The sequence below is a fragment of the Atopomonas sediminilitoris genome, from assembly GCF_022601735.1.
Lineage (GTDB): Bacteria > Pseudomonadota > Gammaproteobacteria > Pseudomonadales > Pseudomonadaceae > Atopomonas > Atopomonas sediminilitoris.
Window position 1 is genome coordinate 106,968 of sequence record NZ_JAKUMM010000006.1, and the last position, 14,888, is coordinate 121,855.

Genomic DNA, 14,888 nt, shown 5'->3' on the forward strand with positions numbered 1-14,888 from the left:
ACCTCAGCCGTGCCGCGCGGTTTAAAAGTGAATAACAGTGCGGATGCTCTTGCCTTCATGCATCAAGTCAAAGGCTTGGTTGATGTCATCTAGGCCCATGGTGTGGGTGATAAAGGTATCCAACGGAATTTCGCCACGCTGGGCCTTTTCAACGTAGCTAGGCAGCTCGGTGCGGCCTTTCACGCCACCGAAGGCACTGCCGCGCCACACTCGACCAGTCACCAGTTGGAACGGCCGGGTGCTGATCTCTTGCCCTGCGCCGGCCACACCAATGATGGTCGACTCGCCCCAGCCCTTGTGACAACACTCCAGCGCGGCGCGCATCAGCTGCACATTGCCGATGCACTCGAAGCTGTAATCCACGCCACCGTCAGTCATCTCAACGATCACTTCTTGGATCGGCTTAGCGTAGTCACGCGGATTAATGAACTCCGTTGCGCCCAACTCTTCAGCAATGGCGAACTTCGCCGGATTGATATCGATAGCGATAATGCGTCCAGCCTTGGCCATCTTGGCGCCGATCACCGCGGCCAAACCGATGCCGCCAAGGCCAAAAATCGCCACACTGGCGCCCTCGGTCACCTTGGCGGTGTTAAGCACTGCACCGATGCCGGTGGTGACGCCACAGCCCAGCAGGCAGACTTTTTCTAGCGGCGCTTCTTGGGGGATTTTCGCCAGCGATATTTCCGGCAGTACGGTGTATTCCGAGAAGGTCGAGCAGCCCATGTAGTGATAAATCGGCTCGCCTTGATAACTGAAGCGTGTGGTGCCATCGGGCATCAGGCCCTTGCCTTGAGTCGCGCGCACCGCCTGACACAGATTGGTCTTGCCAGAGGTACAGAACTTACAGGTGCGACATTCGGCGGTGTACAGCGGAATCACGTGATCGCCGACCGCCAGCGAAGTCACGCCCTCACCCACGGCCTCGACAATGCCGCCACCTTCATGGCCCAAAATACACGGGAACACGCCTTCGCTGTCCTCGCCGGACAGCGTGTAGGCATCGGTGTGGCACACGCCGCTGGCGACAATCCGCACCAGCACTTCACCGGCCTTAGGCGGCGCAACGTCCACCTCGACAATTTGCAGCGGCTGGTTGGGGGCAAACGCAACGGCGGCGCGGGACTTGATCATGACAATGCTCCAAAGGCATCAAAGACAATGCTCGGCAGTCTAGTGCAGAAGAAAACAGAAATAATCCTCCAATCTGCAAAACATTATTGCTATTGAGGGACAATAGCCGCTCACCACAAAGAAGAAGCCGCCATGAACCGTTGGGAAGGTTTGGATGAATTTGTCGCCGTCGCCGAATGCGGCCAGTTCAGCGCCGCCGCCGAACGCTTGGGGCTATCCACATCGCAGGTCAGCCGCCAGGTGGCACGCTTGGAAGATCGCCTGCAGAGCCGCCTGTTCTACCGCAGCACTCGCCGCGTGGCGTTGACTGAAGTCGGTCAGACTTTTTTGCAGCATTGCCGACGCCTACAAGATGCTCGGGAAGAAGCACTCCGCGCGGTCAGCGACCTCAGCGACGAGCCCAAAGGCCTGCTGCGCATGACCTGCGCAGTAGCCTACGGCGAGCGTTTTATCGTGCCGTTAGTGACCGAGTTTATGACGCGACACCCACAATTAAAGGTCGAGATCGAACTGAGCAATCGCACCTTGGATATCGTCCATGAGGGCTTAGACCTCGCCGTGCGCCTGGGTCGCCTGCAAGACTCCCAGCTGGTCGCAACGCGCCTAGCACCGCGACAACTGTACCTCTGTGCGGCACCGGCGTACCTACAACGCCATGGCCAACCGCACAGCCTGGCCGAGCTTAGCCAGCACAATTGCCTGATCGGCAGTTCTGATCTGTGGAGCTTTCAGTTAGAGGGACGCAGCACCAGCCTGCGCGTGCAAGGCAATTGGCGCTGCAACAGCGGCCAAGCGGTGCTCGATGCGGCGCTGCGCGGTCTAGGCCTATGCCAATTGCCGGATTATTACGTTAGCGAGCACCTGCGTAGCGGCGCGCTGGTTGCCCTGCTTACTCCTTGGCAACCCCCGAGCACGGCGGTGTGGGCGCTCTATCCGCAGCAGCGGCACTTGTCGCCGAAAGTCCGTCAGTTGGTGGATTTTCTCAAGACTGAGCTGGCGCAACGCGCGGAATATCAACCCAGCCGCTAAAGGCTCAGGCGCCTTTATGGCTCAGATAGAAAGCCGCCAGCGCGAGATCTTCGGGTCGGGTAATTTTCAGATTATCGCTGCGCCCTTCGACTAAGCGCGGCGCCAAGCCTAGCCATTCAATGGCCGACGCTTCGTCGGTCACTGTGGTGCCGGCAGCCAGCGCGCGACTGAGGGCGTCGTACAAGGTGCCCAAGCGAAACATTTGCGGGGTGAACGCTTGCCAAATGCGACTGCGCTCTAAGGTCCGTGCGACGCGGCCTTGCTCCGCCTGCTTTAACGTGTCGCGTGCCGGCACCGCCAGCAAGCCGCCGACGGCATCGTCGGCCAGCGTATCCAGTAACAGGGTTAAGTCATCGGCATGCAGCAGCGGGCGCGCGGCGTCATGTACCAACACCCAATGCTCATCCGGTAGCTCCAGCGCGCGTAAGCGCTCCAAGCCATTGAGCACCGAGTCGGCACGCTCAAGCCCACCCGGGGCGCGCAACACACGGCTGTCTGCAGCAATCGGCAATCGCGGCCAGAAGGGATCATCCACCGCCAAGCTAACCACCAGATGCTGCAAGCTTGGGTGCCCCAGAAAACAGTCGAGGGTATGTTCCAGTACGGTCTTGCCGTGCAGCGGCAAGTACTGTTTCGGGCGATCCGCACGCATCCGCGCACCGACACCCGCCGCAGGGATCACCACAGAGAATTCCACGCGCTTACTCATCGCCGGTCAGCTGATAGAGGGTTTCGCCTTCCTTGACCATGCCCAGCTCTTGGCGGGCACGCTCTTCGACGATTTCGAGACCACTTTTAAGCTCGCGCACTTCGGCCTCCAGCACACGATTACGCTCTAGCAAGCGCTCGTTTTCGCCGACTTGCGCGGCAATTTGCTGCTTCAGATGATTAACCTGCGCCAAGCTGCCTTCGCCCAGCCACAAGCGATACTGCAAGCCGGCCAGCAGCAGCGCCATCAACAGAAATAACCAAATCGGTACGCGCGGCATGTCGTTATCCTGCACAGCCAACAAGGGCGCCGTGATAGGCGCCCTTGTTGTATACCTTAACCGCGGAACTCGGCACGGCCTTTATAAGGCGCCTTGCCGGCCAACTGCTCTTCAATACGCAGCAGTTGGTTGTACTTGGACACGCGATCCGAGCGGCACAACGAGCCAGTTTTGATTTGGCCGGCGGCGGTGCCCACCGCCAAGTCAGCGATGGTGCTGTCTTCGGTTTCGCCTGAGCGGTGTGAAATCACTGCGGTAAAACCAGCAGCCTTGGCCATCTGGATGGCTTCCAAGGTTTCGGTCAGCGAGCCGATTTGGTTGAACTTGATCAGAATCGAGTTACCGATTTTCTCGTCGATGCCGCGCTTCAAGATCTTGGTGTTGGTCACGAACAAGTCGTCACCAACCAGCTGGACTTTGTCGCCGATCTTGTCGGTCAGCACCTTCCAGCCAGCCCAGTCAGACTCGTCCATACCGTCTTCGATCGAGATGATCGGATAGCGCTGGCTCAAACCAGCCAAGTAGTCGGCAAAGCCGGCGGCGTCGAAGACTTTGCCTTCGCCAGCCAAATCGTAGTTGCCGTTCTTGTAGAACTCGCTCGAGGCGCAGTCCAACGCCAAGGTGACGTCATCACCCAAGGTGTAGCCGGCGTTGGCCACGGCTTCGGCGATGGCGGCCAAAGCATCTTCGTTGGAGGCCAAGTTAGGCGCAAAACCACCCTCATCACCAACGGCAGTGTTCAAGCCACGCGCTTTCAGCACGGCTTTCAGGTGATGGAAGATTTCCGCGCCCATGCGCAGGGCATCGGCAAAGTTCTTTGCGCCAACGGGCTGCACCATGAACTCTTGGATGTCCACGTTGTTATCGGCGTGCTCGCCGCCGTTGATGATGTTCATCATCGGTACCGGCATGGAGTACACACCCGGCGTGCCATTCAGCTCGGCGATGTGCGCGTACAGCGGCATGCCTTTGGCTTGCGCGGCGGCTTTGGCAGCGGCCAGCGACACGGCCAGAATGGCGTTGGCGCCCAAAGTGGCTTTGTTCTCGGTGCCGTCCAGCTCGATCATCGCGCGGTCGAGTGCTTGTTGATCGCGGGCATCTTTACCCAGCAGCAGGTCGCGAATTGGGCCATTAATGTTGGCCACAGCCTTCAGTACGCCCTTGCCCATATAGCGGCTCTTGTCGCCATCGCGCAGCTCCAGCGCTTCGCGCGAGCCGGTTGAGGCACCCGACGGCGCACAGGCGCGCCCTTCAATGCCGCCCTCAAGAATAACGTCAGCTTCTACCGTGGGGTTGCCACGGCTATCCATCACTTCGCGACCCTTGATGTCGATAATCTTTGCCATGTTGCCTTGCACTCCAAAAAATTAACCTTGTTCGAGCTCCGACTGCAGAGGCGCGCCTCTGGACCGTGGAAAACTCAGTGGGTATCGATCGGTTGGAAACTCTTTACCAGCTCATCCAGCGCCTTGAGCTGCGCCAAAAATGGCTCAAGCTTCGACAAACGCAGGGCACACGGGCCATCGCACTTGGCTTGTTCGGGTTCGGGGTGCGCTTCCAAGAACAAACCTGCCAAGCCCTGACTCATACCGGCTTTAGCCAGATCGGTCACTTGGGCACGGCGGCCACCTGCAGAATCGGCACGGCCACCGGGCATCTGCAAGGCATGAGTCACGTCAAAAAAGACCGGATAGCCCATCTGCTTCATGATGCCGAAGCCGAGCATATCCACGACCAGGTTGTTGTAGCCAAAACTGGAGCCACGCTCACACAGAATCAGCTGATCATTACCGGCCTCTTGGCACTTGCTTAAGATGTGCTTCATCTCTTGCGGCGCTAAGAATTGTGCCTTTTTGATATTGATCACCGCGCCAGTTTGCGCCATCGCCACCACTAGGTCGGTTTGGCGCGACAAAAAGGCCGGCAGTTGAATGATGTCGCACACCTCAGCCACTGGCGCGGCCTGATGCGGTTCGTGCACGTCGGTGATGATCGGTACGTTGAAGGTTTTCTTCACTTCTTCGAAGATTTTCAGCCCTTCATCCAAGCCCGGGCCACGGAACGACGTCACCGACGAACGATTGGCCTTATCGAAGCTGGCTTTAAAGACGTAAGGGATGCCGAGCTTCTCGGTCACCTTGACGTACTCTTCGCAGATGGTCAGCGCCAGATCACGCGATTCCAGCACATTCATGCCGCCGAACAGCACAAACGGCAGATCGTTGCCGATCTGGATGTCGCCGACTTTGATTACTTTCTGCGTCATGCTTATTCGCCCTTGTAGGCCAGCGCGGCTTTAACAAAGCCGGTGAACAGTGGATGACCGTCACGCGGGGTGGAGGTGAATTCCGGATGGAACTGGCACGCCACAAACCACGGATGATCCGGCGCTTCCACCACTTCAACCAATGCACCATCGGCTGAACGACCGCTGATCTTCAGGCCGGCAGCTTCCAGCTCAGGCAGCAGCACGTTGTTCACTTCATAGCGATGACGGTGGCGCTCGGTGATCACGTCTTTGCCGTAGCAGGCATGTACGTTGGAGCCCGCTTGCAGCTGGCAATCTTGGGCGCCCAAGCGCATGGTGCCGCCGAGGTCAGAGGCATCGGTACGCATCTCGGTGCTACCGGCAGCGTCTTGCCATTCGGTAATCAAACCAATCACCGGATGACCGCTATTGCGTTCAAATTCGGTGGAGTTGGCATCAGCCCAGCCAGCCACGTGGCGGGCGTATTCGATAACAGCAACCTGCATACCCAAACAGATTCCCAAGTACGGAATCTTGTTTTCGCGGGCGTGTTGCACCGCTTTGATTTTGCCTTCGACACCGCGCAGACCAAAGCCACCAGGCACCAAAATGGCGTCAACGCCATCCAGCAGGCCCACGCCTTCGTCTTCAATGCGCTCGGAATCGATGTAGCGCATATTGACCTTGGTACGGGTTTGGATGCCCGCATGGCTCATGGCTTCGATCAACGATTTGTAGGCATCGAGCAGTTCCATGTACTTACCGACCATGGCGATGGTGACTTCGCGCTCGGGGTTGAGCTTGGCGTCCACCACTCGGTCCCACTCGGACAAGTCCGCAGGGCCGCATTCCAAACCAAAGCGCTCGACAACCAAGTCATCCAAGCCTTGTGCGTGCAGCACAGAAGGAATCTTGTAGATGGTATCGACGTCTTCCAAGCTGATCACCGCACGCTCTTCAACGTTGGTGAACAGCGCAATTTTGCGCCGCGACGACACATCAATCGCGTGATCGCTGCGGCAAATCAACACGTCCGGCTGCAAACCAATAGAGCGCAACTCTTTCACCGAGTGCTGCGTCGGCTTGGTTTTAGTTTCGCCGGCGGTGGCAATGTAAGGCACCAGTGTCAGGTGCATGAGCATGGCGCGCTTTGCGCCAATTTCAACGCGCAGCTGGCGGATCGCCTCAAGGAAGGGTTGCGACTCGATGTCACCCACCGTGCCGCCGACTTCAACCAGCGCCACATCGGCGTCACCGGCACCCTTGATCACTCGACGCTTAATTTCGTCAGTGATGTGCGGAATCACCTGAATGGTCGCACCCAAGTAATCACCACGACGCTCTTTACGCAGCACGTCGGAGTAAACGCGACCCGTGGTGAAGTTGTTGTTCTGGCTCAGCGTGGTGCGGATAAAGCGCTCGTAATGGCCCAAATCCAAGTCGGTTTCGGCGCCATCGTGAGTGACGAACACTTCACCGTGCTGAAACGGACTCATAGTGCCCGGATCGACGTTGATGTACGGATCCAGCTTGAGCATGGTCACTTTAAGACCACGAGCTTCAAGAATGGCTGCCAGGGAGGCGGAAGCAATGCCCTTCCCCAATGATGAAACAACACCACCCGTTACGAAGATGTAGCGTGTCATGAAAAACCCTGAATATCGTGCTGGGCGGAACTGCAGCCGCCGGGGAAAGATGAAGGTTGCGCCGTGCGCGCAGATGCCCTCAAGGACGGGTGCATAGTCTAATCGAAAGCCTCGGGCGGCTCAAACCGAAGTGACTGTTGGCGGCTGCCAAATTAACTGCGGCCCATGCTCGTACAGCGCTGGAAAATTGGCCAAGCCCAAAAACTGCTCGCCGGCGTACAACAGCGGCCAACGTGCACGCAAAAAGGCGGGAATGCGCTGCTCCCGCAAATAGCGTTTCAAATCGCGCGAACCACGCCCTGGCAGATTGATCTGCGCACCGTCTTGGCGATAGCGCACCTCCAGCGGCACAGCTGGATCCATCGACCCGAGCAACGTGGCGACACCATTATTAGGCAGCGTCACGCGATCTGCGATCGACACAGCAGCGACCGGCGCTTGCCACTGCGCTGGCAGCCACCACAGCAGCCCCTCAGCGCGCTGCACCGAGCCCGCTTGCAAGCGCCAAACCGGCGTGGCCGACGCGCCCGCAGCCAGCAAGTCCAACCACCCCTGCCAATGACGGGTATCCGGCAAAGCCGTCAACGGTGCCAGCCAATGCCGCAGCGCATTGCGCTGACGCGCCTCGCTTAAGTCACGCAGCGCTGCCAGCGACAAACACGGCAAGCCCAGCGCCTGCAGGTGCGCGGGCAAATCGACCGCCGCTGCCTGCAAGTCTAACTGGGCTAATTCGCCCAGTAAGCTATCAGCCTCGCCGGCGTGCTGCGCTGCACGCTGCAAACTGCTCAGCGCTGCCGGCCAGCGCGCTTGTAGAGCAGGCACGATGTGTTGGCGTAAATAATTGCGATCCAAGCGCACGTCTTGATTGCTCGGGTCTTCGATCCACTCAAGGCCATAGTGCTGGGCATACGCCAACAACTGCGCGCGCGGCACTGCCAATAACGGCCGGCACAAATGCCCCGGCGGCAAAGCACGACTTTCCGGCATAGCCGCCAGCCCATGTACGCCCGCGCCGCGCAGCAGGCGATAGAGCACCGTTTCCGCTTGATCATCCGCATGCTGGGCCAACAGGAGCAGCTCATCAGCCTGCAAAACCTGCGCAAACGCTGCGTAACGCGCCTCGCGCGCTTGCGCTTCAACGCTGGCCGCCGTCGCAACGTGAACAAACTGGATCTGACAAGGAACCGACAAAGCGGCGCATTGCGCTTGGCAGTGCGTCACCCAGTCATCGGCCAGCGTCTGTAAACCGTGGTGTACGTGCAGCGCCGACAGTGGCGGCAGATCATGCTGCAGGCGACATTGCGCCAACGTATGCAAGAGGACGGTGGAATCTAAGCCACCCGAGAAAGCCACGCGCCAAGCCGGTGCTTGGCGCCAGGGGGCCAGACGGGCGAGCAGCGCCTCGCCGGCCCACGCAAACATCACGCCAGACCGTAACTCATCAAGCGCTGGTAACGCGCCTTGAGTAGCTCTTCTGCGCTGAGCTTGCCCAATTCAGCAAGCTGCGCTTCCAGTTGCAGTTTGATATTGCCGGCAATTTCAGCAGGATTACGGTGTGCGCCACCGAGCGGCTCAGGAATAATCTGATCGACCAGCTTGAGCTCATGCAGACGCTGTGCGGTCATCCCCATGGCCTCAGCGGCCTCGGGCGCCTTCTCGGCGGTTTTCCACAAAATTGAGGCACAGCCTTCCGGCGAGATCACCGAGTAGGTGGAGTACTGCAGCATGTTCAGACGATCACACACCCCAATCGCCAACGCGCCGCCGGAGCCGCCCTCGCCGATCACTGTGGCGATGATCGGGGTCTTTAAGCGCGACATCACGCGCAAGTTCCACGCAATCGCCTCACTCTGCCCGCGCTCTTCGGCGTCAATGCCTGGGTAGGCACCGGGCGTATCAATAAAGGTCAGGATTGGCAGCTTAAAGCGCTCGGCCATTTCCATCAGACGGCACGCCTTGCGGTAGCCTTCTGGGCGCGGCATGCCGAAGTTGCGGCGCACTTTCTCGCGCACATCGCGGCCTTTCTGATGACCGATCACCATCACCGGCTTATTACCCAAGCGCGCCATGCCGCCGACAATCGCGCAGTCGTCAGAGAAGTGACGATCACCGTGCAATTCATCAAAGTCGGTGAAAATCGCGGCGAGATAGTCTTCGGTGTAAGGGCGGCGCGGGTGCCGCGCCAAGCGCGCCACTTGCCAGCTGGTCAAGTTGGCGAAGATCTTCTGCGTTTCGCTGCGGCTTTTGTCTTCCAGCCGTGCGATTTCATCGCTGATATCCATGGCATTGACACTGCCAACATGACGCAGCTCATCGATCTTCGCCTGCAATTCGGCGATGGGCTGTTCAAAGTCCAGGTAGTTGGGATTCATAAGCGTCCATCTATGCGGGGCCGGGGGGTCACAGCAACGTGCTGCCTTGCTCTGGCGCCTTACCTTAAGCGATCGGTTCAGCGCCGTCGAGCCACCCTAGGCCGACTAACGGTAGTTCAAAAAGACGCTGTCGCGACCGAACTGGTCACGCAACGTTTGAATCAAACCATCACCGGGCTGCACCAGCCATTGACTGCCGAGGCGCAACATCGCCTTAGCGCCTACGCCTTGGTAATCCACACTCACTGGGCACTGGCCCTGATGGCGCGCCAGTAACTCACTGAGCTGACGCAAACTGTCGGGCTTTAATTGATCGTGCCGCAGCTGAATACGCAAGCTTTCAGCCAACCCAGTGCGCGCCTCCTCCAGCCCTAACACGCGCTTGGCGCGCAAACGCAGGCCACCGGAGAAGTCATCCATACTGACCTCGCCCTCCACCACGACCAAGGTGTCCGCCTTCAGTAGCGGTTGCGCGGCAGCGAATGCCTCGGAAAACAGCGACGCTTCGATGCGGCCTGAGCGGTCATCCAAGGTAACAAAGCCCATTTTGTCGCCGCGCTTATTTTTCATCACCCGCTGACTGACGATCAGGCCGGCAATGGTTTGCGTGCCGCGCGCGGGCTTTAAATCAACAATGCGTTGACGAGCAAAGCGCCTAACTTCGGCCTCGTACTCATCAATCGGGTGACCGGTGAGGTACAGGCCCAAGGTGTCTTTTTCGCCCCCCAAGCGCTCTTTCAAGCTCATCTCGCGGGCTTGGCGGTGATTGGCATAAACGTCTGATTCGGCTTCGCTAAACAAACCGCCAAACAAATCCATGTGGCCGCTGGCCGCGCTGGCCGCGCTTTGCTCCGCCGCTTGAATGGCCTCAGCCATTGACGCTAACAACACTGCGCGATTGCGATCGATATTGGCTTGGTAGGCTTTGATTTCATCGAAATAGAACGGGCCTTGACGATCCAAAGCGCCGCTGCGAATCAAGGCTTCCAAGGTGCGCTTATTGATTCGCTTAAGGTCAACGCGGGCACAGAAGTCGAACAGGTCAACAAACGGGCCGCCCGCGCGCGCCTCGACAATCGCCTCAACCGGCCCTTCGCCGACGCCCTTAATGGCGCCCAAGCCATACACGATGCGGCCATCGTCATTGACGGTGAACTTGAATTCGGAGGTATTCACATCCGGCGCATCGATGCGCAGCTTCATGCTGCGGCACTCTTCGATCAGGGTCACAACCTTGTCGGTGTTATGCATATCGGCGGACAGCACCGCGGCCATAAACGGCGCGGGGTAATGCGCCTTCAGCCACGCGGTTTGGTACGACACCAAGCCATAAGCTGCCGAGTGCGACTTGTTAAAGCCGTAGCCGGCGAACTTTTCCACCAGATCAAAAATGTTACCGGCCAGATCAGCGCTAATGCCGTTATTGGCGCAACCCTCAATAAAGCCGCCACGCTGCTTGGCCATTTCTTCGGGTTTTTTCTTACCCATGGCGCGGCGCAGCATGTCGGCGCCACCTAAGGTGTAGCCGGCCATCACCTGCGCAATTTGCATCACCTGCTCTTGGTACAGAATGATGCCGTAGGTGGGCTTGAGCACCGGTTCAAGACCAGCGTACTGATAATCTGGGTGTGGGTAGGAAATGCTTTCGCGACCATGCTTACGGTTAATGAAGTCATCCACCATGCCGGACTGCAACGGGCCCGGGCGGAACAAGGCCACCAGTGCGATCATGTCTTCCAAGCAGTCAGGCTTGAGCTTTTTGATCAGCTCTTTCATGCCGCGCGATTCAAGCTGGAACACCGCGGTGGTCTCAGCCTTTTGCAGCATGTCGTAAGTGGGCTTGTCGTCTAGCGGGATGAAGTCGATGTTCAGCGGCTCGAGCCCTTGCTTGGCTTGCTCGCGATTGATCGTTTCCATCGCCCATTTGATGATGGTCAGGGTGCGCAGACCGAGGAAGTCGAACTTGACCAAGCCTGCGGCTTCAACGTCGTCTTTATCGAACTGCGTCACCAAACCGCCGCCTTCGGCATCGCAGGCGATCGGCGAGAAGTCGGTCAACTTGGTCGGCGCAATCACCACGCCCCCGGCGTGCTTGCCGGTGCCACGCGTGATGCCCTCAAGCTTGAGGGCCATGTCCCAAATTTCTTGCGCTTCTTCATCGACCTTGAGGAAGTCACGCAAAGGCTCTTCCATCTCAAAGGCTTTTTCCAAGGTCATGCCGACCTCGAACGGAATCATCTTCGACAGCCGGTCGGCCAAGCCGTAGGACTTACCCTGCACCCGCGCCACGTCGCGCACCACCGCCTTAGCCGCCATGGAGCCGAAGGTGATGATCTGGCTCACCGCATTGCGGCCGTATTTATCGGCCACGTAGTCGATCACGCGGTCGCGCCCGTCCATGCAAAAGTCGACGTCGAAGTCGGGCATCGACACCCGCTCGGGATTCAAGAAGCGCTCGAACAGCAAGTCATACGCCAGTGGGTCGAGGTCGGTAATTTTCAACACATACGCGACCAGCGAGCCGGCACCCGAACCCCGCCCAGGGCCGACCGGCACGTCGTTGCTCTTAGCCCACTGGATAAAGTCCATCACGATCAAGAAGTAACCGGGAAAGCCCATCTGAATAATGATGTCGAGCTCAAAATTCAGTCGATCAATGTAGACCTGCTTTTTCGCGGCGTAATCGGGTGTCTCCGGCGGCAGCAGCACAGCCAAGCGCTCGTCCAAGCCTTCAAATGACGCCAGCCGCAAATAGTCGTCGATCGGCATGCCGTTGGGCGTGGGAAAGTCCGGCAAGAAGTGCGTACCCAGCTGCACATCAATATTGCAGCGCTTGGCGATTTCCACCGAGTTGATCAGCGCCTCGGGGATATCGCTAAACAGCTCGGCCATCTCCGCCGGCGACTTTAAATACTGCTGATCGGAGAAAGTGCGCGGCCGGCGCGGATCATCCAGTACGCGACTTTCACCAATGCACACGCGGGTTTCGTGGGCTTCAAAATCATCTTGCTTGATGAAGCGCACATCATTGGTCGCCACCACCGCGACCGGGCAGCGCGTTGCCAGCGCCACCGCCGCATGCACGTGCTCTTCATCACCGGGGCGCGAGGTGCGTTGTAGCTCAAGGTAAAAACGATCCGCAAACACCGCTTGCCATTCCTGCAGCAGCGCTTCGGCGCGCGCCGCATCGTTGGCCAACAGCGCAAGACCAATATCGCCCTCTTTAGCGCCGGATAACGCAATCAAGCCTTCGGCCTGCGCTTTGACCCAGTCACGCTGGATAATCACCAGATCGTTGCTTTGCCCTTCGCTCCAGCCACGCGAGATAATTTCGGTGAGGTTGCGATAGCCCTGAGCATTCATGGCCAATAAGGTCATGCGCGTCAGCGGGCCATCTTCTTCGCTGCTGGCGAGCCAAATGTCCGCGCCGCAAATCGGCTTGATGCCGGCCCCCATGGCGTTTTTGTAAAACTTGACCAACGAGCACATGTTGCTTTGGTCTGTCACGGCCACCGCCGGCATGCCCGCTGCGGCCACCGCTTTGGTCAGGGCTTTAACGCGCACTAAGCCATCAACCAATGAATATTCGGTGTGTAGACGCAGATGAACAAAAGAGACAGACATGCACAGCCCTTGGCAAAGTAAGCAGTGGGGGAATTGTAGCGGCAGGGCAGGCTCACGGTAACCTGCGAATGCGTTTGTGCCGTCGCGCTTTAGCGGTTTTCCAGCTGCCGGCGCACAGGCCCAAAGGAGCGGCGATGAATCGGTGTAACGCCTAAACGCTCCAGCGCGGCTAAATGCTCGGCGGTGGGATAGCCTTTGTGACCCGCAATGCCGTAACCCGGATATTGCGCATCCAAGGCCACCATCTCACGATCGCGACTGACTTTAGCCAAGATCGACGCCGCGGCGATCGCCGGCACGCGACTATCGCCCTTCACCACTGCCATGGCGGGCATCGGCAACTGAGGGCAGCGGTTGCCATCAATTAACACACGCTTGGGAGCTAGCGTGAGCCCCGTGACGGCACGCTGCATGGCCAGCATCGTGGCATGAAGGATATTGAGCTGATCGATTTCCGCGACTTCCGCGCGCGCTACGCACCACGCCAACGCCTTGTCGCGTATTTCGTCATACAGGGTATCACGGCGTTTTTCTGAGAGTTTTTTGGAGTCGCGCAGACCTTCAATCGGCTTGGCCGGATCAAGAATAACCGCCGCAGTGACTACCGCACCGCACAGAGGACCGCGGCCTACTTCGTCGACGCCAGCGAGGAGCAACTCACCGGCATAGTCAGGCGGCAGAAAACTCAAGTCAGCCATCACGCGCGACCGATCAGGCGCAGCACCGCATCGGCTGCGCGCTCAGCCGCACCGCGGCGCAATTGCAGGTGAATCTCTGCAAAACGCGCGAGCAAGGTATCCCGCTGAGTGCACGGCTGCAGTAACGGCTTCACTTCCGCCGCCAAGCGCTCGGCGGTGGCTTCTTCTTGCAGGATTTCCGGCACCAAGCCTTCGCCCGCTAGCAGGTTAGGCAGCGATATGTACGGGCTTTTAACCAGCTTACGCAGCAGCCAATAGGTGAGTCCGGCCATGCGATACGCCACCACCATTGGCCGGCGATAGAGCAGAGCCTCAAGGGTCGCAGTGCCCGAGGCAATCAGCACGGCGTCACACGCCGTCAGTGCTTTTGCGGTATCACCATCGAGCAATTGCACCGGCAAATCACGCCCCGCCAGTTGCGCTTCAAGCTGAGAACGGCGTTCGGCCGTGGCGCAGGGCAAGACCAGTTGCAAAGCCGGCATCTCGCCGCGCAAACGCTCGGCGGTATCAAAAAACAAGCTGCCTAAGCGCTCCACTTCACCACCGCGACTGCCGGGCATCAACGCCAATACCGGCTGCGCCGGATCAAGCCCCAGCTCAGCCCGCACAGCAGTTTGATCAACACTCAGCGGCACTTGGTCGGCCAGCGAGTGCCCAACAAACTCCACCGGCACCTGATGCTCTTCATAGAAGCGCGCTTCAAAGGGGAACAAGGTCAGCATCAGATCGCACGCTTGGCGAATCTTCAGTACGCGCTTTTGCCGCCACGCCCACACCGACGGGCTGACGTAATGCACGGTTTTAATACCGGCCTGACGCACGGCCAACTCCAACCCTAGGTTAAAGTCCGGCGCATCAATACCGATGACGACATCGGGCTTAGCGGCGATCAAATCCGCCACTAACTGCTTGCGCCGCTTGACCAGCTCGCGCAAACGACCCAGCACTTCCACCAAGCCCATTACCGCTAAGCGCTCTTGTGGGAAGTAACAATGCATGCCTTCGGCCAGCATGCGTGGGCCGCCAATGCCAATAAACTCAATCTGCGGATGACGCGTTTTGAGCGCCTGCATCAAGGCTGCACCCAAAATATCGCCCGAGGCCTCGCCCACCACAATGGCGATACGTAGAGATGAGGTACTCATAAA

General features: G+C 58.8%; 12 protein-coding genes. 1 reads left to right on the plus strand and 11 read right to left on the minus strand.

Translation table 11 applies throughout. From position 1 onward, the window contains the following. Positions 1-21 precede the first annotated feature (21 nt). Positions 22-1,134, minus strand: coding sequence for an S-(hydroxymethyl)glutathione dehydrogenase/class III alcohol dehydrogenase (locus MKI83_RS10560; protein WP_241585595.1), 1,113 nt, complete (start codon positions 1,132-1,134; stop codon positions 22-24). A gap of 132 nt (positions 1,135-1,266) precedes the next feature. Here MKI83_RS10560 and MKI83_RS10565 point away from each other — a divergent pair, with 132 nt between their 5' ends. Continuing rightward, the gene (locus tag MKI83_RS10565; RefSeq protein ID WP_241585597.1) at positions 1,267-2,163 is read left to right on the plus strand and encodes a LysR substrate-binding domain-containing protein; all 897 of its coding nucleotides are present in this window, start codon (positions 1,267-1,269) and stop codon (positions 2,161-2,163) included. A 4-nt stretch (positions 2,164-2,167) separates the two neighbouring features. Here the strand turns inward: MKI83_RS10565 and ispD are convergent, their stop codons facing one another. The 10 genes from ispD to lpxB form a co-directional block, all read right to left on the minus strand. After that, a complete protein-coding gene (ispD, locus tag MKI83_RS10570) occupies positions 2,168-2,872 on the minus strand; it encodes a 2-C-methyl-D-erythritol 4-phosphate cytidylyltransferase (protein WP_241585600.1) in 705 nt (234 codons plus the stop codon). After that, on the minus strand, positions 2,865-3,152 hold the full coding sequence (gene ftsB / locus MKI83_RS10575; RefSeq protein ID WP_241585602.1) for a cell division protein FtsB: 288 nt from the start codon (positions 3,150-3,152) through the stop codon (positions 2,865-2,867). Before ftsB ends, ispD begins: the two co-directional genes overlap by 8 nt. A 56-nt stretch (positions 3,153-3,208) precedes the next feature. After that, the gene (eno, locus tag MKI83_RS10580) at positions 3,209-4,498 is read right to left on the minus strand and encodes a phosphopyruvate hydratase (RefSeq protein WP_241585605.1); all 1,290 of its coding nucleotides are present in this window, start codon (positions 4,496-4,498) and stop codon (positions 3,209-3,211) included. A 74-nt stretch (positions 4,499-4,572) separates the two neighbouring features. Continuing rightward, the gene (gene kdsA / locus MKI83_RS10585) at positions 4,573-5,418 is read right to left on the minus strand and encodes a 3-deoxy-8-phosphooctulonate synthase (RefSeq protein ID WP_241585607.1); all 846 of its coding nucleotides are present in this window, start codon (positions 5,416-5,418) and stop codon (positions 4,573-4,575) included. Positions 5,419-5,420: 2 nt separating this feature from the next. After that, positions 5,421-7,046: a CTP synthase gene (gene pyrG, locus MKI83_RS10590; protein ID WP_241585614.1), complete on the minus strand. Its 1,626-nt coding sequence runs from the start codon at positions 7,044-7,046 to the stop codon at positions 5,421-5,423. Positions 7,047-7,166: 120 nt separating this feature from the next. Next, a complete protein-coding gene (gene tilS, locus MKI83_RS10595) occupies positions 7,167-8,468 on the minus strand; it encodes a tRNA lysidine(34) synthetase TilS (RefSeq protein ID WP_241585616.1) in 1,302 nt (433 codons plus the stop codon). Then, positions 8,468-9,418, minus strand: coding sequence for an acetyl-CoA carboxylase carboxyl transferase subunit alpha (gene accA, locus MKI83_RS10600; RefSeq protein ID WP_241585618.1), 951 nt, complete (start codon positions 9,416-9,418; stop codon positions 8,468-8,470). Before accA ends, tilS begins: the two co-directional genes overlap by 1 nt. Positions 9,419-9,523: 105 nt before the next feature. Continuing rightward, complete coding sequence (gene dnaE, locus MKI83_RS10605; RefSeq protein WP_241585620.1) at positions 9,524-13,042, minus strand: DNA polymerase III subunit alpha; 3,519 nt, start codon at positions 13,040-13,042, stop codon at positions 9,524-9,526. 89 nt (positions 13,043-13,131) lie between these two features. Further along, complete coding sequence (gene rnhB / locus MKI83_RS10610; RefSeq protein ID WP_241585622.1) at positions 13,132-13,740, minus strand: ribonuclease HII; 609 nt, start codon at positions 13,738-13,740, stop codon at positions 13,132-13,134. Then, positions 13,740-14,885, minus strand: a complete 1,146-nt coding sequence (gene lpxB / locus MKI83_RS10615) for a lipid-A-disaccharide synthase (protein WP_241585624.1) — start codon at positions 14,883-14,885, stop codon at positions 13,740-13,742. The genes rnhB and lpxB overlap by 1 nt, the downstream gene beginning before the upstream one ends. Positions 14,886-14,888 lie beyond the last annotated feature (3 nt).